The organism is Pseudomonas sp. W17 (assembly GCF_040268305.1).
Taxonomy (GTDB): Bacteria; Pseudomonadota; Gammaproteobacteria; order Pseudomonadales; family Pseudomonadaceae; genus Aquipseudomonas; species Aquipseudomonas protegens.
In genome coordinates, this window is record NZ_CP158490.1 from 3,440,129 (window position 1) to 3,455,717 (window position 15,589).

At 60.3% G+C, this 15,589-nt stretch carries 18 protein-coding genes; 8 read left to right on the forward strand and 10 right to left on the reverse strand.

Annotated features, from left to right (window positions below):
• Positions 1 to 14: 14 nt before the first annotated feature.
• The 5 genes from ABCR88_RS15985 to ABCR88_RS16005 form a co-directional block, all read right to left on the reverse strand.
• On the reverse strand, positions 15 to 494 hold the full coding sequence (locus tag ABCR88_RS15985; protein WP_325984662.1) for a copper chaperone PCu(A)C: 480 nt from the start codon (positions 492 to 494) through the stop codon (positions 15 to 17).
• On the reverse strand, positions 494 to 1,099 hold the full coding sequence (locus ABCR88_RS15990; RefSeq protein ID WP_011061312.1) for an SCO family protein: 606 nt from the start codon (positions 1,097 to 1,099) through the stop codon (positions 494 to 496). Before ABCR88_RS15990 ends, ABCR88_RS15985 begins: the two co-directional genes overlap by 1 nt.
• Before the next feature lie 135 nt (positions 1,100 to 1,234).
• Positions 1,235 to 1,651 (reverse strand): NUDIX domain-containing protein, encoded by a 417-nt coding sequence (locus ABCR88_RS15995; RefSeq protein ID WP_011061311.1) that lies wholly within the window; start codon positions 1,649 to 1,651, stop codon positions 1,235 to 1,237.
• Positions 1,652 to 1,809: 158 nt separating this feature from the next.
• Positions 1,810 to 2,445 carry a LysE family translocator gene (locus tag ABCR88_RS16000; RefSeq protein ID WP_350404900.1) on the reverse strand — a complete coding sequence of 212 codons (636 nt, stop codon included), beginning with the start codon at positions 2,443 to 2,445 and terminating at the stop codon, positions 1,810 to 1,812.
• Positions 2,446 to 2,529: 84 nt separating this feature from the next.
• Complete coding sequence (locus ABCR88_RS16005) at positions 2,530 to 3,336, reverse strand: AraC family transcriptional regulator (RefSeq protein ID WP_350404868.1); 807 nt, start codon at positions 3,334 to 3,336, stop codon at positions 2,530 to 2,532.
• A 329-nt stretch (positions 3,337 to 3,665) separates the two neighbouring features.
• On the opposite strand from ABCR88_RS16005, the gene praB reads away from it, so the two are divergent.
• Positions 3,666 to 4,163 carry an alkane oxidation protein activator PraB gene (praB, locus tag ABCR88_RS16010; RefSeq protein ID WP_015635617.1) on the forward strand — a complete coding sequence of 166 codons (498 nt, stop codon included), beginning with the start codon at positions 3,666 to 3,668 and terminating at the stop codon, positions 4,161 to 4,163.
• Between the two features lie 80 nt (positions 4,164 to 4,243).
• Here the strand turns inward: praB and ABCR88_RS16015 are convergent, their stop codons facing one another.
• Complete coding sequence (locus ABCR88_RS16015) at positions 4,244 to 5,317, reverse strand: linear amide C-N hydrolase (protein WP_041120644.1); 1,074 nt, start codon at positions 5,315 to 5,317, stop codon at positions 4,244 to 4,246.
• A 187-nt stretch (positions 5,318 to 5,504) separates the two neighbouring features.
• On the opposite strand from ABCR88_RS16015, the gene ABCR88_RS16020 reads away from it, so the two are divergent.
• Together ABCR88_RS16020 and ABCR88_RS16025 are read left to right on the forward strand one after the other, a co-directional pair.
• A complete protein-coding gene (locus ABCR88_RS16020; RefSeq protein ID WP_015635615.1) occupies positions 5,505 to 6,338 on the forward strand; it encodes an enoyl-CoA hydratase-related protein in 834 nt (277 codons plus the stop codon).
• A gap of 522 nt (positions 6,339 to 6,860) precedes the next feature.
• Complete coding sequence (locus ABCR88_RS16025; protein WP_350404869.1) at positions 6,861 to 7,481, forward strand: hypothetical protein; 621 nt, start codon at positions 6,861 to 6,863, stop codon at positions 7,479 to 7,481.
• Positions 7,482 to 8,242: 761 nt separating this feature from the next.
• Here the strand turns inward: ABCR88_RS16025 and ABCR88_RS16030 are convergent.
• A complete protein-coding gene (locus ABCR88_RS16030; protein WP_236186040.1) occupies positions 8,243 to 8,950 on the reverse strand; it encodes a response regulator in 708 nt (235 codons plus the stop codon).
• A gap of 158 nt (positions 8,951 to 9,108) precedes the next feature.
• The gene (locus tag ABCR88_RS16035) at positions 9,109 to 9,282 is read right to left on the reverse strand and encodes a hypothetical protein (RefSeq protein WP_350022684.1); all 174 of its coding nucleotides are present in this window, start codon (positions 9,280 to 9,282) and stop codon (positions 9,109 to 9,111) included.
• A gap of 26 nt (positions 9,283 to 9,308) precedes the next feature.
• Between ABCR88_RS16035 and ABCR88_RS16040 the strand changes: the two genes are divergently transcribed.
• The 5 genes from ABCR88_RS16040 to ABCR88_RS16060 all read left to right on the forward strand — a co-directional run bounded on the left by ABCR88_RS16040 (position 9,309) and on the right by ABCR88_RS16060 (position 13,946).
• A complete protein-coding gene (locus ABCR88_RS16040; RefSeq protein ID WP_063430774.1) occupies positions 9,309 to 10,142 on the forward strand; it encodes a phytanoyl-CoA dioxygenase family protein in 834 nt (277 codons plus the stop codon).
• 20 nt (positions 10,143 to 10,162) lie between these two features.
• Positions 10,163 to 10,579 carry a RidA family protein gene (locus ABCR88_RS16045; protein WP_236185890.1) on the forward strand — a complete coding sequence of 139 codons (417 nt, stop codon included), beginning with the start codon at positions 10,163 to 10,165 and terminating at the stop codon, positions 10,577 to 10,579.
• Positions 10,580 to 10,831: 252 nt separating this feature from the next.
• A complete protein-coding gene (locus tag ABCR88_RS16050; protein ID WP_350404870.1) occupies positions 10,832 to 11,494 on the forward strand; it encodes a TetR/AcrR family transcriptional regulator in 663 nt (220 codons plus the stop codon).
• Positions 11,495 to 11,787: 293 nt separating this feature from the next.
• Entirely contained in the window at positions 11,788 to 13,275 is a 1,488-nt protein-coding gene (locus tag ABCR88_RS16055; RefSeq protein WP_236185894.1) for an FAD-dependent oxidoreductase, read from the forward strand.
• The gene (locus ABCR88_RS16060) at positions 13,275 to 13,946 is read left to right on the forward strand and encodes a c-type cytochrome (RefSeq protein WP_350022682.1); all 672 of its coding nucleotides are present in this window, start codon (positions 13,275 to 13,277) and stop codon (positions 13,944 to 13,946) included. Before ABCR88_RS16055 ends, ABCR88_RS16060 begins: the two co-directional genes overlap by 1 nt.
• Before the next feature lie 276 nt (positions 13,947 to 14,222).
• Here the strand turns inward: ABCR88_RS16060 and ABCR88_RS16065 are convergent, their stop codons facing one another.
• Both ABCR88_RS16065 and ABCR88_RS16070 read right to left on the reverse strand, forming a co-directional pair.
• Positions 14,223 to 14,888: a hypothetical protein gene (locus tag ABCR88_RS16065; RefSeq protein ID WP_236185897.1), complete on the reverse strand. Its 666-nt coding sequence runs from the start codon at positions 14,886 to 14,888 to the stop codon at positions 14,223 to 14,225.
• Positions 14,889 to 14,931: 43 nt separating this feature from the next.
• Positions 14,932 to 15,582 (reverse strand): c-type cytochrome, encoded by a 651-nt coding sequence (locus ABCR88_RS16070; RefSeq protein ID WP_350022681.1) that lies wholly within the window; start codon positions 15,580 to 15,582, stop codon positions 14,932 to 14,934.
• Positions 15,583 to 15,589 lie beyond the last annotated feature (7 nt).

The window sequence follows — 15,589 nt, forward strand, 5'->3', positions numbered from 1 at the left end:
TGCGCTACTTGTTTTCAGTGTTTCATCATGCTGTGGTCCGGCGCATTCAGCGCTCGGGCCTCGGCTTCGACCTTGATGGTTTCCTTCTCGCCCTTGGCGTTTTCCACGGTCAGGGTCAGGGGCACTTTGTCGCCGGCCTTGATCTGGCCGGTGAGCTCCATGAGCATCACGTGGTAGCCGTGGGTGTCCAGGCTGACTTTCTGCCCGGCTGGCAGGGCCACGGCGTCCACTTGCTGCATGCTCATCACGTCGTTGTGCATGCTCGACTGGTGGATCTGCACGTTCTTGGCCACTGGCGATTGCACCTCAACCAGCTTGCTGTCGCTGCTGGCGGTGAGGTCCATGAAGGCGCCGCTGGCGTGCTGGCCGGCTACGGTGGCGCGGACCCAGGCGTTGTCCACTTGGGTCGCGGCGCTGGCGGTGCCGCCCAGGCCCAGCAGGGAAACCAGCAGCAGGGCAGTGTTGAGACGGGATGGGCGCTGTAGGGAATGCATTAACAAACCTCCATGACGGTGAGCAGGTCTTCCGCGCACTCTTGGGCGGTAAGGGACTGGGAAAGCCCCAGGCGCAAGGTGCCCCGGGAGTCGAAGACGAAACTGGTGGCGGTGTGGGACAGGGTGTAGGTCGAGCCGCTGGGGATCTTTTCGTAGAACACGCCGAATTCCTTGGCGGTGGCAGCGGTCTGCTCCAGGGTGCCGTACAGCGCCTCGAAGCTGGGGTCGAAGGACTTGACGTAGGCGTCCAGCACTTCGGGTGTGTCGCGCTCCGGGTCCAGGGTGATGAACACCACTTGCAGGCGGTCGCCATCACGACCCATCAGCTTCTTGGCCTGGGCCGCGCGGGCCAGGGTGGTGGGGCACACGGCCGGGCACTGGGTGAAGCCGAAGAAAATCATCGGCATCAGGCCGCGGTAGCTGGACAGCGACTTGGTTTCGCCCTGGGAATCGGTGAGTTTGAAGGTGCGGCCAAGAATCTGATTGCTCAGGTCCTTGCCGTATTTGAAGGACAGTCGGGGACTGTTGTCGCAACCGGCGAGCAGGCCCAGGCCGAGCACTCCGGCGCTGGTGAGCAGGGTGCGGCGAGTCAGCAGAACACTCATGAAATAACGCCCTTTGAACAGCCAGACAGGCAAAAACCCGCGCATGGTAACAAACAGACGAAAGCGGCGGCGGGCTAATTAGACCAATGCCTGCGGCCATCGGTCGCAGGTCGGGAAGGGCCGGGGCGTGGCTGCTCAGCTTTCCAGGGCGGCCATCTGCACCAGGGCGCGCACGGCGCTTCGGGTGGCCTGGGTCAGGGGTTGGGGCAGGCGGTCGAGCTCGAACCAGGCCACATCGCTGTGCTTGTGCGGCTCGCAATTGCGCGCCGGCATGGCCGGGGCCGAGGCCAGGTACACCGGTGATACCCAGTGCTCCTGGCGCTGCGGGTCGATCTGGTCGACCACGCACAACAGGCTCACGCCTTGCAGGGTCAGCCCCAGTTCTTCGTGGATTTCCCGGCGCATGGCCTGTTCCACCGGTTCCAGCCAGTCGACCTTGCCTCCGGGCAGGCCCCAGCAACCGGCTTCCGGGTCGCGCAGGCGCTTGACCAGCAGCAGCTGGCCGTCCCGGACAATCGCGACACCGCACCCCAGGCGTGGCTGTTGTTGCATGGCAGGTCCTCCTTGCACTGTTTCGGCGGGGCAGATACCGGGCAATGCCCGGCAGGCCCGTTCACCGTTGCGACAATATCGGCAGCGGCGCTTTCGGCAGATTATTGCTTTGTTGTTTATTTGTAATGACAGTCGGAAGTCACTGCCCGGGGCGTGGTTCAGTGACGCCACACAGTGGCGCCGATCACCAGCAGCGCCAGCAGGATCAGCACCACCCCGGTGCCCCGTTCCAGCCAGGGCAGGGCCCGGGCAAAGCGCTCGCGCACCCGGCGGTTGCCAATGGCCAGGGCCACCAGCACGTCCCACAACAGCACGGCGCTGAACATCCACAAGCCATAGACCAGCTTCCAGCCGGCACTGGTCTGGGCCCCCACCAGGGACGCCAGGCTGACATAGAACAGAGCGTTCTTAGGGTTGAGGATGCCGGAGAGAAAGCCCATGCCCAGGCCACGCCACCAGGTGGCCCGGCCCAGCGGCCGGGCTTCGTCGTTGCCGTACACCGCGGCCAGGGAACTGGCACCGGCATGACGGATAAACAGCCAGCCCATATAAAGCAGGTAGCCGCACCCGGCCAACTGGATCGCCAGGAACAGCGGGCTGCCTGCCCGAAACACCGAGACCCCGGCAAACGCCAGGACGATAAAGGCACCATTGGCCAGGGCGATGCCCAGGCAGGCGCCGGTGGCCGATTGCCACCCCGCGGCCATGGACATGCGTGCTACCAGGAAGAAATCCGGGCCGGGGGAGAGCAGGGCGAGAAAGTGCGCGGCGGCGACCAGCAGGAACTGTTGAATCATGTGTAGAGCCTTCCAGTGACGTGAAAGCCTGGAAGTCTGCGGCGCCGAGAGAGCCGGGGTATTGAAGAAAATTGCGCGGCCTCAGGCCTTGTACAGGCCCGGGGTTACGCCGACATGAGCCTTGAACACTCGCTGAAAATGCGCCTGATCGGCAAAGCCCAGGCGCTGGGCCAGAGCTGCCGACGCTTCCCCGGCCTGCAGCGAAGCGCGGGCCTGGATGATCCGCTGGTTCAACTGGTAGGCATGGGGCGTCATCCCGGTGGCCGCGCGAAAGGCGCGGATCAACTGGTAGCGGCTGATTCCCGCCAGTTCCGCCAAGTGCTCCAGAGGCCCAGCCTGCTGCGGATCACACTGGAGGAAATCCACGACCCGGCGCACACCTGCGCTGGCCCGGGCCGGATCGGCCGCCAGGGCAATCACCGGTTGCTCCCGGGTGGCCAAGCCACCGATGAACTCGATCAGCGCGGCCTCCTTGTGCTGCCAACCGGCGCTGGAAAACAACAACTGGTTGAGCCGGCAAAAAGCCTGGTAGAGGCCACTGTCGTGGCTCAGCACGACCTGGGAAAGCGCCGCCCCATGCTGCTGAGCTTCCTCGCGCACAGCGTCCACCCAGCGCGGGTCCAGGTGCAGCATCTGGTAGCTCCAGGCGCTGCCTTGCAGGGGATTGCAGGCATGGGCGCAATCGGCCGGGACAAACACCACGCTTCCAGCCTGGATCCGGGTCGGACCCTGGGCGCCGCCGCTGAACACACTGACACCCCGGTCCACGGCACCGATGGACACCGTCGGATGGCTGTGGGCCTTGTAGTTGGCGCGGCTGTCACAGGCCCGGCGGCTTTCGACGTAAGGCAGGTTCGGGTCGCGCCAGAATTGGGCGGTGGAGGACATGGTGCGGTTCCGCGAAGGGCTGTAGAGACCGCGGCGACGCGGTGGGCGGGTTAGCCTAACAGGCCCCCTGGCAGGCTTGCCACAGGGTTGAAGGCCGATGGGGAGCCTTGACCGATCGGAGATTGCCAGCTATTTGATTCAAAAAAATATTTCAATGCTGTTTTTGAATTTCGCCCAGGGCGGAGGACTTTCCTTGGCGCCTTGGCCGCTCCCGTGAAATGCAACCGACCTGAAGCTTGGCTGGAAAGGGACGTCCTGCCGTTTTCATGACCTCTCGATCATGGCCATTACCCCGGCGAAACACTTCGCCCTATGCGTGAGGAACAACAATGAAAAGCTTGAATAGCCTGATGATCGCAAGTGCGCTTGTCATAGGGTTGTGCTCCACGACCCTGGTGGCCGCTGCACCACACTTTTCACCCCAGGGCCCGTTCTACGGCAACAATGGCACCCTCTCGATAAAACTGCCGTCGTCGTTTCAGGCACAGGTCACCTGTGGCATCAGCCTGAGCGGTTCGATCAACACTCAGGATGAAGCCAAGATCCACAGTGTGTTCATCAGCGGTAGCGGAATCTGCAAGTCCTTGCAGGCAAAGAATCTGCCCTGGATCTTGAAACCGGAAAACGTATTTTCCTTGAAGCTGGAGGGCGTCAGCTTTGTCGTCTCCAATTTCGTACCTGCCAGCAATTGCGGGGCCAATGACATATTCGTGACCTGGAACGGTCCCCTTCAAAAGTTGAGTGCCTTCAACCAGGCCCTCACTGGCAATTGCACACTGGCCACGCTGGATATCACCCTGCAGCCGCCACTGACCCTGGTCCCGTAGCCCCCTCGCGATACCCCGAGCTCCCGGGCCTTGTGGCCTCGGGCGCTCGGGGCACATTGCCTCGGCAGCGTAGAAACCGCTCAGGCACCTTGAAACTTGAAGGCGGGGGTGACCTTGAAGTCGCCGGAGACTTCGCCGGAATAGGTGGTGGATTGGTCCTTGCCCAAGTCGAGCTTCTTCACCTGGCCCGTAGTGCTTGCGAAGTCGATCTTCTTCAGGTCGACCCAAAAGGTATTGGGGGTCAGTGCCGACTCGAAAAAGTACAGCTTGCGTTGATGGTCCACTACAGTGCGCCAGCGAGTGGAGGAGATATTCGGTTCACCCGGGGTGGAGATGCCGTAAGGCACAGAGACGTTTCTGATCACGCTGAACACGCTGGCCAGGGAGACCTGCGGGCTCTCGTCCTTGGGAATAGCGTTGACATAGAAGGAGGCCCGGGCGAATCGATCCGCGGCGCGGTTGGTGCCCGGCAACATGACAGTGCCGCCAATGGATTTCCAGTAGGCATTGAGGGCCAGCTGTTCATCAAAGGTCGGGGAATTGGTCATGACCTGGAATTCCCGGCCATGGTGAATCACCGGTTTGCCCTTGATGTACTCGATGATCGCGCTGTCCCCCGTGGCGTCGGAAATCGACAGGTGCAGGGTCGCCAGGCGCGTGTCCCCGGGGACATTGGCCGTCACCAGGGTAAAGGGCTCTTTCTTCAGCGCGTCCACGGCCTCCGCCACGGTGGCGTAGTTGTCCAGCACATACTGGGCCCAGGCGGCGATGCTGAGGCCCGGCTTGCCGTTGTCGGGTACCGGGTACTGGGACTCCACCAGCCACAGCAGGTTGGTCACCAGGCCTGCCTGGTTGACGCCGTCGGTAGTCGCGATGTCATAGCCCGAGGCAATCACACTGCCGTAGCGCGAGGTCCACTTGATCGAGTTGGCTCCCACCTCACCATTACGCTGCATGCCCTGCGGGAAGATCCACAGATGGGTCGCCACGTCGGTTTTCCAGTCCATGGAACGGGCGGTGATCACGCTCTGGTTGCTTCCCAGGTAGGTCAGCCGGGTGCAGGCCTGGGCGAGGGGCAGGGACAGGATGATACTGCTGAGGGCCAGGACTAAGGCCCTAGGCACGGCTTTCCTGGGCAGTGGCAATACCTTCATTACCTTCATGGTGCTGATTCCTGTTTTATTCGGTCGAGAAGGCGCGGGTCTCTGAATTCATACCAGTCTTTTTCCTTGTCAAGAAAGCCCGGAGTGACCTGAAAATCGCCATAACCTCACTTTTAGCACTGCCTATACTGGATTGCGCAGCCGTTTCACCGCAGGACACACATAAACAGGAGCGTTTATGACTTTCAGCGAAATAGCCTATGAGCAGTCCGGGCCCGTGGTGATCATCCGCTTCAATCGTCCCGAGCAGCGCAACTGCATCGGCCCGGTGACCCACCGCGAGCTGATCGAGGCCTGGACGCGTTTTCGCGAGGATGACAACGCCCTGGTGGCAATCATCACCGGCACCGGCGACCGAGCCTTCTGCGCCGGCGGCGATCTCAAGGCGGCCGCGCAACTGGTGCCCAGCAGCGCCGAGGAAATGGCAGCCCACGACCGTGGCGAACGCCCGGGCATCATCGGCCCCAGCCGCTGGACCGAGATCTACAAGCCGATCATTGCCGCGGTCAACGGCGTGGCCTATGCCGGTGGCCTGGAGTGGGCCTGTTTTGCCGACATCCGCATCGCTGAAGAACACGCCTCGTTCGGCGTTACCTGCCGGCGCTGGAATATCGGCCTGGCGGATGGCGGCACCCAGCGCCTGCCACGGATTATCGGCATGGGCCGGGCCATGGAGCTGATTCTCACGGGCAAGGTGATCGACGCCCAGGAGGCGTACCGCATCGGCCTGGTCAACGAAATAGTGCCCAGTGGGCGCTCTCTGAAACGGGCACTGGAGCTGGCCCATGTCCTGGCCGGCCTGCCGCAACCGGCGATGCGTTCGGACAAGGAAGCAGCCGTGCGCGGCTATGGCTTGCCGTTGGCGGAGGGCTTGAAGATCGAAGCGCAGTGCTTCAACCGCTCGATCCATCAACCGGAAACTCAGGAAGGGTTGCGGCGGTTCATCGAGCGCGATCATCCGGATCGGGCCAGCCAGCAGTCGCCCGGGACGCCGGGTATTGTCAGGAACTAACCCCCCAGGACGTGGCGGCCTGATGCTTCCAGAAGCGTTCGTTCTGCCCTAGGTAACGTGAGCCGCTGGCAGAGCTGGCCTTTATATAAGGCGGTGAGGGAGGGCGGTTCGGTCTGGAAGACGGTGACACTGATGGCGTCGCGATAAATAGTGGCCAACTTGCGGTCCAGTGCCGCGAGACCAGGGTTCTGGCAGATCAGTGCGGCTATCGACCCGGTCATCTTCTCACTGCAGTTGAATGAAGGACCTTGTTCGGCCGTTGCCAGAGAAGTGGCCAGTAGGGCCGATAAAGCGACACTGCTCACCATTGTTCGAAGGGGAAAGGTCATGAGTAACTTCTGACATCCAATATAACTAAACTAAATATTCATTCCGCGAGCCATATCTCGACACCCGGCAGCACTCGGCAAGACCCGCGGCGAGGTGTATTTGATAAAGGGCAGATCGAAGCTATCCTCACCAGGGGCAGCAATACCGATTATTTAAAATACATATTGAACAACCGGGCAGGAGCCAAGAAACATGACAGGGGAAGATCTGGTCAAGGCAATAGAAAACAACGCAACACTCATGGGGCTGAAGGATTGTCCTTCCGTGCCCATTCAAATGAGCTGCGCTGTCTACGGGAAGGTGCAAAATGATGTTGGAAACGATGTCATTACAAATAACGGAAGCATGAAGTACCAAATCGATCAGGCTCTTTTATTTCGCGGCCTGCACTCGGAGACAGCTGTTTGGCACTTTAGTACGGGACCAGTGGTTCATCATTTTGTCGTGATCCCTTGGTACAGGCAGTCAGCCCCTCAAGGGACCGTGTATACGGTATTTATGGCCTACGAAGGAAAGTACCTGCTGGTTAATTATGTAAAACATAACAGCCCGGCCCCTGGTGAGGTTAAAGGCTACAAGACAGCCTGGACGGAAAACGATTTGAGAACCATGCTCTCTGACTTGCTCACCAAGAGTAATGCCTGGGAAGAATACTTCGGCAATGTCGGACCGGCCCAGGCGAATATAATCCACTACTACAAATACAAAACAACAACGCTAGACTCTGCAGTTTCCAACGTGAATCGATACAGAGAGCTCTGTCGGCAGATTTCTTGGCCGTCCCGGCAATTACCCAAAGCCCACCTTCAATAGTTTGATATGCAGGTGGGCCACAGTCAGCAACCACCTGAGTTTGAAATTCTCCCGCTCGAACTTTGACAGGCGTTACGAATCTCGAAAGACACACACCACGTGTTCATCCGCAGTCGGAATCCGCGAGAGTCACGCAGCTGGAAATTTTTCGGCCCTGGGCCGGTGAAGTCCTGGGTTGGCTACAAGGAGCAAAGGAATCAGGATTCGTTTGTCCAGGATGTCATTGCGAAGGCCCAGACGCGAGCGACAGCAGAGTGATCGAAGCCTGGCTTCAGAAGCTGTCCTGAGGGTAGGAAGCGTTGCAGTTGAGCCTGGGTAATTCTTGGGTAGCGTGACCCACATGAATATGTCATATCTACGCATAATGTATATTATGTTAAATTAAAGACTACGTCATATCCTCGCTCCCCATCTTTCCGAGCACTGCAGAAGCCGATTATGCATGGATGCTTGTCAACCAGGCGAATGCCCGGTCTGGTGGAAAAGTGCCTCGACCATGACCGTGCTGTGTACATGACAAAGCCGGTGATCATTGATGAGGTTCTGGGACACAACATACCGAACTCTGCTGCTTCAGTCCTACTCCCTGCATCGAACAACTATCCGCCATTTTCCAGCAGTAAAGCGAATACACAGATGTCGGAATCCAGACAAAAAACAGCAAAAATAAAAAAACCTTTTTCATGTCCTACCTTGCATCTATTAATGGTTGAGCCAAGTCTCTCTCGCCAAGCCAATAGCCATGATTGGCGTAGCGCTATCTAGACTTCCCACGCAAACGGATTAAAAACGTAGCCCTTGCCCCAGATAGTCTTGATGCATACCGGGTCCCGGGGGTTGTCATTGAGTTTGCCGCGCAACTTGCTGATGTAGACATCGACACTACGGTTGAACCCATCGAACGGGATCCCGCGAATACGGTTGAGGATGTCGTCGCGAGAAAGAAGCTTGCCCTCCGCACTGGCCAGCACCCACAGCAATTCGAACTCCATGGTGGTCAGGTTGATTTTTTCATCGGCCAGGCTGACCACCCGGCAACCGCGGTCGATCGATAACCGTCCGAACTCCAGGACATCGAGTGTCGTTGAGTTTTGTGCCAACCGGCGTTGCAAGGCGCGTAGCCGAGCCAGCAACACAGAGGGTTTGAAAGGCTTGATCATATAATCGTCGGCACCGGACTCCAGGCCGAGAACATGGTCTTGGTCATCCCCTTTTGCGGTCAGGATGACGATGGGAGTATCGGACAGGTTGCGAATCTCGCGGCACACTTGCAGCCCACTCTGGCCTGGGAGCATCTGATCAAGCAGCACGACGTTCGGCTTGAACTCGATAAATGCCGCCAGCGCCTGGTCGCCCCGGTGGACCACCCGCACCTCAAAACCGTGCCGGAGCAAAAACTCTGCGATCAGCGCCGCCAGCTTCCGATCGTCTTCAACGAGCAAGACATTAACGAGATCTAAATTGTCCATAAAAACCGGGTAAGAGTCCTGATTAAAATACGGTTGTCCGCCTGGGCTATCGCTTCCATCCAGTGCATGCATCCCAGTGCCCTCGGCTACCCGCTCCGAATTCGCGACATCTTCGGCACCTTGCAGCCGAACCCGCCTTCCCTCTGACAGCGTTTGCGTTACCGCTCAGAATCGCAGCAGGTTTCGTACTCCGAGCCGCCGAAGGTCAGCGGGCCGATGAACTCGACAAGCATTAGCCAGGCCTGGGAATCTGCTCTTGTCGACGCCTTTTTCAAATTATAATAACACTCGTTGCGCAAAATAAAGCGGCTTGCTAGGATCCAGAACGCCAAGTGGCATTTCCTAGGAGGAAGCTCTCATGCAAGACTCTGTGCGCAAGGCGTTCCTGGAAGACGGGGCCGTCCTGATCAAAGGTTTTCTGAACGAAGAACAGTTGGCCCAGTGCCGGGCCGCCTACGACTGGGCTGTCGAGAATCACGGCCCGCATGCTTTCAGGATGTTCGACGGGACCGAGCAGCAATCGCATGTCGACAATGCCAACCCCAAGGCCAAGGCCCGGCTCGAGGAACTGGTCGCTTCCCTGCCCTTCGGCAAGCTGTTTGCGCAGCTCTGGGGCTCTGAACATGTCTGGTATTTCGCCGAGGAAGTGTTTCTCAAGGCGGGCGGCCGCGGCTCCCGTACGCTCTGGCACCAGGACACGTCCTATCTGCCTTGGGCTGGCCTGCATTGGGGCAATGCCTGGATCAGCTTCGAGTCGGTGCCCAAGCGCAATGCCCTGGAGATCGTTCGCGGCTCGCACAAAGGGCCACGTTACGACGGCACCACCTTCCTCGATCCGAACGACCCGACCCAGCCCCTGCATGGCGGCAACGCACTGCCTCGGCTTCCCGATGTCGAGGCCCAGCGCAAGCAGGATCCCGATGCTTACGAAATCCTCTCCTGGGCGACCGAGCCTGGAGACATAGTCGTGCTCCATCCCGGCGCGCTGCACGGTGGCGCTCCGGTCGATGAGACCTTCCCGGATCGTCACACCTTTGTCTTCCGCTTCTTCGGCGACGACGCAACCTTCCGCCCGCTGCCGGAACACAGCGCAGCCGGTTATCCGCAGCAAGGCGTGCTCTTCACCCAGGAACTGGCAGACCTGAAGGCTGGGGATTCCTTTCGCCACACCACGTTCCGGCAAATCGCCTAAGCCTAATAAGGAGATCGTCCATGATCACCCAAGACTTGCGTCGACAGTCCATCAACCCTGGCCATACCCAGGCCATTTACGACAACTTTCACTTCTCCCAGGCGACCCGCGTGGGGAACATGATCTGGGTGTCCGGCCAGGTTGGCGTCGACGCAACCATGACTCCGGCCGAAGGCATCGAGGCACAAACGCACCTGGCGTTCCAGGCCTTGAGCGGCATTCTCGAGGAAGCGGGTGCAAGCCTGGCCGACGTGGTCGAGCTGATGACCTTCCATATCGATCTGCAGGGCGAGATCCATACGTTCGGACAGATCAAGGACAAGTATTTCCCCGATCGTTACCCATCCTGGAGCGCGGTTGGCGTCACGCAACTGGCCCTTCCCGCATTGCGCGTGGAAATACGCGCGGTGGCGGTCATCGGCTGCGGGCAGGATTGATCCGAGGGCGTCGATGCCTCAAGAGACCAAGGGGCGGCGAAGTATCTTCGCGCCCTTTCGAGTTCACCGATATCACCCCGACGATCTTCCGCGCGGATGACGAATAGTCGTCGGACTCCAGCCCTGGCCGCTGCGCTGCTTTCCCGTGTGCTTTCTGCGAGCAAATTCCCTATGCTGCTCCACAGCCAGAAGGCACCATTTTCAAACCGATGGTGCTCCAGATAATCGAGCCAGCGAAGTTACCCATTTCCCATGCATGATTCTCACCTCTCCCCACCCAAGCCTGCCGTACGGCGCGGGCGCCCTGTTGGCAACCGCGACGAGAAAAGAACCGAGTTGCTCACAGCGGCGATCGCCGTGATCGCCCAGGAAGGCTACGCCGGCGCTTCGATGCGCAAAGTGGCGCAGCACGCCGGATGCACCACGGGTGCGGTGACCTACTACTTCGCCAACAAGGAAGAGATGGTCACGGCTGTCGCCCAGAGCTTGTTCGACCAGATCGACACCTTGCTGGAAGGCAGCCAGGAACAGGTCGACATCAAGTCGCTCATCGAACAATGGCTGAACTGGATGCGCCTCGATGAACCAAATGGCTGGCTCGCCTGGTTCCAATTGCTGGCCCATGCCAGGCACGAACAAGCGTTCGCGAGCATCATCAAGCAACGCTACGCACTGTTTCGCCAGGTACTCACGTCGATGCTGGAGAAGGGACAGAAACAAGGCAAGATCCGCAGCGACATCGAAGCGGATCTGCTCGCCGATCAGATCAGCGCCATGAGCGACGGCTGGATGATGATGTTGCCGATCGAGCCCGAAAGGTTCACCCCCGCCAGAAGCCAGGCCCTGCTCGATGCGGTCATCACCCTGATCTCACCGGCGGTGCCATCGAACGGCAAGAACGCCCGGAAGCAATGAGGCCGTAACCTTGCCGGAATCGCTCACGGAGCTTCCTCAGAACCAGCACAAGGCCGGCACGCTTCCGGCCTTGTGCAGGCTTTGCGCCTCGAAATAGCGCTGCCATCCAGGTCGTTGCGGCCCCTCCTCCCCCCTTGCTCCATCACGCCTACTCAGTCAAGGCTTCAATAGCTCGACGCCCCTTGCCCTGTCCCTGATTCGCGGCGATTTTCCCCTTTGTCCGGATCAGATTATGCGCTATTTTGCATAACACCTGTTTTTAATAATAAAACTCAGATCTGGCAGGGACAAACATGCATTCGACCGACAATGAATCACCCCTTCAATCACCGCAGCGGCGCTTGCTGCTGCAAGCGCTTGGCAGCGCGGCAGTGGTTGGAGGCCTTGCGCTGAGCACGCGTGCCGCGGCGCAGGCGCTACAAGACAATCGCGACGGCATAGTGGACGTAGCGATCATCGGTGGCGGCCTGGCGGGCCTGACTTCGGCACGGGACCTGCTCAGCGCCGGCTGCGAGTCTTTCGCCGTGCTTGAGGCCCGCGATCGCGTCGGCGGACGTACCTACAACCATGACCTCGGCCATGGCGTGGTCTCTGAAGCGGGCGGCCAGTGGATCGGGCCAGGACAAACAGCCATCGCCGACCTGGCACGCCAGCTTGAGGTCGGCACCTTCCCCACCTATTACCAAGGCAAAACCGTCTATCTGCTGGATGACACCAAGGTGGAAGAGGACGTGACCGACGGCCCGAACTCCAACACCGAGCTGGTCGGCAAGCTAAACGAGCTGGCCAGGGGCGTCCCCAGCAAAGCACCCTGGAAGGCAGCGGATGCCGCCGCCCTCGACAAGCTTTCGGTTGGCGAGTGGCTGGTCAGGCAAGGCATCAGCAACCAGGACCAGATCGGATTCAACATGTCCGTGAGCCTGACCTTCGGCACCACTCCAGCCGGTATGGGACTGTTGCACTACCTGTCGATGATCAACTCTTCCGATTGCAGCCTGGAGAAACTCGAGGGGATAAAGGGCGGCGCCCAGGAGACACGTTTTGTTGGCGGCTCCCAGGTACTCAGCCTCAAGATGGCGCAAGCCCTGGGGGACAAACTCAAGCTGTCTTGCCCGGTGCGCAAGATCGTCGGTTGGGACCGCGACGTCGTCGAACTGCATACGGACCGCGGCATCATCCGCGCCCGGCAGGTCATTGCGGCAGTCAACCCGGCCCTGTGCAACCAGATCACCTTCGACCCGCCCCTCCCCACCGGGCGTGCACAGCTGCAGCGACTCTGGCCGGCCCACGCGCCCATGCGCAAGACCGTGCATGTCTATGAACGCCCCTTCTGGAGAGACAAGGGCCTGAACGGCCAGATCATCCAGGTCGAAGGGCCGCTGATCCTGGCCTATGACAATTCGCCTCCGGATGGCAGCCTCGGGGTCCTCAGCGGTTTCGTCAGGACCGGGCAACTGCCCAATGATCCGCAAGCCGCGCAGAGCACCTTGTCGGCGATCTACGCCCAGGCCCTGGGGGGCGAAGCCTTGCACCCAGTCCAGTTCCACGACCAGGACTGGGGCAAGGTCGACCCCTGGACCCTCACCTGTATCTCGCCAATGCCGCCCGGTTTCTGGACGCAATGGGGCGAGCATCTGAACCCCGCGACCGGTCGCTTGATTTGGTCCGGCACTGAAACCGCGGATCTCTGGGCCGGCTCGATGGACGGCGCGGTCCGTGCCGGCCACCGGGCCGCGCTGGAAGCGCTCCAGGCCCTGGTCCAAGACCGGAGGAGCGCCTGATGAAACGAACAATAGTGATCGGCACGGTGGTGGTGGCCACGGCGCTGGCTGGGGCTGGTGCACTCTACGGCCCGGAGTTGGTGGCCGGCTACCGCTTCATGAATACCCTCGACGAGCATAATGCCAGGTACCTGGCCAACGGCGGCGCCTGGCCGCAGCTTCAGGACACCTGCGCCCTGTGCCATGGCGCGAGGGGTCAGCCGGCAAACACCCGATATGCCTCCCTGGCGGGACAATCCGCAGCCTATATCGAGGCGCAGTTGCAGGCCTTCGCGCAAGGGCGCCGGCACAGTGCGCAAATGAGCCCGCTTGCGGCGAATCTGACGCAAGAGCAGATCAAGTTCCTGGCGGATTATTTCTCCCGGCAGACAGCCGGCCAGACCGAGGCCGCGGCAAGCGACCAGCTCCTCGAGCAACGGGGAAAGGCCAAGGTTGCCACCACTGGCTGCGTGGCCTGTCATGGTGAAAGCCTCTCGGGCGGTCCGTCGGCGCCGCGGATCGCCGGCCAGGGGCAGCTCTACCTGACGGATCAGCTTACCGCCTTCAAACAGGGCCAGCGCAAGGACCCCACCCAGGCCATGAACGCCCTGGCCAGTACGTTGTCGGAGGACGACATCAAGGCAGTGGCCCACTACCTGGGCACCCTGGCACCCGCACCAGGGGCCAAGTAGTCCGCTGTGGGTGAGCGTGGGCAAGGATGCTCACCTCTCCTTGCCTTCCTCCCTGCCTTCCCTCCTCGACTTCCGCCCTGCCCTGACGTTCCTGCGGGCACAAAACATCATGGATATCCGCGCCCCACGTTGCCCCGAGCTCAGGCTCAGGTGGCTGCATGCGGACAGACGCGACCAGCTTCACATCCAACATGCTCGCGCCCCACGTGCCGCGGTGGGTCTGTCACACCGCGGCACGTGGGGCGCCAGCAGGCCCGTTCTTGAAAAAACGACCCGTCAGCGTGGCTGCAGAAGCGGCATCGATTCCTTGGTGCGCTCCAGGGCGCTATAGGCGTAGTACATCAGGACCAACAGGCAGGCCCAGCTAAGCAGCGCCAGCACATAGAAGTTGAGCAGCACGTTGGTCTCGTCCCCCGGGATCTTGTAGAAATCGTAGATGCAGGCAATCGTCTGCGCCGCCAGCATGCCGAGGAACAGGCCCAGCGCCAGGATGTGTTCCCCGGCACTCAGCAGACGCAGGACCAGGTAAACGAGATAGAGGGAGAAGGCAGTCCACATGACGACGTAGAAGTACGCCAGCAACCCGCCCAGGGCATGGGCAGAGAGGACAAGAGCAAGGGTGACCAGCATACCGCCCGCGAACAGCATGACATCCTTGAAGACCGACGGTTTGTAATCATGGGTGACCGCCATGAAGCCAATGATGGTGATGACTGGAATTCCGACGCCCCTGGAAAACGCATCGCAGAAATACGAAAACAAATAAGCCGTTTCCGATCCCAATGAGAAGTACAGCAAAGCATTGGTCGCCGAGAACGCAACGACCAGCCATTCCAGGCCAAGCAGATAGTTACGCTTGCGCAGGAGCTTGAGCCCATAAACCAGTCCCGCCGAAACCAATATGAAACAAGCGGCGCATATAACAATATTCCTGAGTTCCATGACACATACTCTCAATGTTTTTATTGATGTTCGATTCGTTGTCTTATTGCGCAGGCAAACTTGTGAGATAGCTGGCAATAGCCTTGCGCTCGTCTGCTGACAAGGTCGAGGCAATGGCCCCCATTGCCCCGGTCAGGTCCTTTCGCCGGCCGTCGGCGAAGGCATCGAGCTGCACCCGGAGGTAGTCGAACCCTTGCCCGGCAAGACGCGGGAACTGTTCGCGGCCCATCAGGCGCTCGCCATGGCAGGCCACGCAGCCGCCTGTGGCGACCAGTTTCTGCCCCTTGTCCCGCAGGCCTGGCTCGGGCTGAAAGGACGAGTCGCGGCTCAAAGGCTGTTTGGCGTAGTAGTTGGCCAGTCGGTCGATCTCCTCCCGGCTCAGGGTCATCGCCAGCGGCGCCATGTTCGGGTTGATCCGCTGCCCGCTGGCGAAGTTGTGCAACTGCGCCGCCAGGTACGGGGCCGGCTGCCCCGCGAGGCTGGGGTAGCGCTGATGTTGCGAGCTGCCTTTGGTTCCATGGCAACCGGTACAGACGTCGGTCAGTTGCGGCCATGGGCCTCCGTCGGCCTCGTAGGTCTCGGTCGAGGCGCTGATGTAGTTCTGCAAACGATAGAGGTCGAGCAAATCCCGGCCATACAGGCCCAGCAAGACGGCAACGACGGCGACAACCCCCAGCACAATCTTTCTTTTCATCTTCGCC

What these genes read in the sequence shown, in the direction of transcription:
- ABCR88_RS16055 (WP_236185894.1), top strand. Translation starts at nt 11,788, where the DNA reads ATGCATTCGACCGACAATGAATCACCCCTTCAATCACCGCAGCGGCGC.
- ABCR88_RS16015 (WP_041120644.1), bottom strand. Translation starts at nt 5,317, where the DNA reads ATGAAGGTATTGCCACTGCCCAGGAAAGCCGTGCCTAGGGCCTTAGTC.
- ABCR88_RS16005 (WP_350404868.1), bottom strand. Translation starts at nt 3,336, where the DNA reads ATGTCCTCCACCGCCCAATTCTGGCGCGACCCGAACCTGCCTTACGTC.
- ABCR88_RS16030 (WP_236186040.1), bottom strand. Translation starts at nt 8,950, where the DNA reads ATGGACAATTTAGATCTCGTTAATGTCTTGCTCGTTGAAGACGATCGG.
- ABCR88_RS15995 (WP_011061311.1), bottom strand. Translation starts at nt 1,651, where the DNA reads ATGCAACAACAGCCACGCCTGGGGTGCGGTGTCGCGATTGTCCGGGAC.
- praB (WP_015635617.1), top strand. Translation starts at nt 3,666, where the DNA reads ATGAAAAGCTTGAATAGCCTGATGATCGCAAGTGCGCTTGTCATAGGG.
- ABCR88_RS16045 (WP_236185890.1), top strand. Translation starts at nt 10,163, where the DNA reads ATGATCACCCAAGACTTGCGTCGACAGTCCATCAACCCTGGCCATACC.
- ABCR88_RS16025 (WP_350404869.1), top strand. Translation starts at nt 6,861, where the DNA reads ATGACAGGGGAAGATCTGGTCAAGGCAATAGAAAACAACGCAACACTC.
- ABCR88_RS16070 (WP_350022681.1), bottom strand. Translation starts at nt 15,582, where the DNA reads ATGAAAAGAAAGATTGTGCTGGGGGTTGTCGCCGTCGTTGCCGTCTTG.
- ABCR88_RS16065 (WP_236185897.1), bottom strand. Translation starts at nt 14,888, where the DNA reads ATGGAACTCAGGAATATTGTTATATGCGCCGCTTGTTTCATATTGGTT.
- ABCR88_RS15990 (WP_011061312.1), bottom strand. Translation starts at nt 1,099, where the DNA reads ATGAGTGTTCTGCTGACTCGCCGCACCCTGCTCACCAGCGCCGGAGTG.
- ABCR88_RS15985 (WP_325984662.1), bottom strand. Translation starts at nt 494, where the DNA reads ATGCATTCCCTACAGCGCCCATCCCGTCTCAACACTGCCCTGCTGCTG.
- ABCR88_RS16050 (WP_350404870.1), top strand. Translation starts at nt 10,832, where the DNA reads ATGCATGATTCTCACCTCTCCCCACCCAAGCCTGCCGTACGGCGCGGG.
- ABCR88_RS16020 (WP_015635615.1), top strand. Translation starts at nt 5,505, where the DNA reads ATGACTTTCAGCGAAATAGCCTATGAGCAGTCCGGGCCCGTGGTGATC.
- ABCR88_RS16040 (WP_063430774.1), top strand. Translation starts at nt 9,309, where the DNA reads ATGCAAGACTCTGTGCGCAAGGCGTTCCTGGAAGACGGGGCCGTCCTG.
- ABCR88_RS16060 (WP_350022682.1), top strand. Translation starts at nt 13,275, where the DNA reads ATGAAACGAACAATAGTGATCGGCACGGTGGTGGTGGCCACGGCGCTG.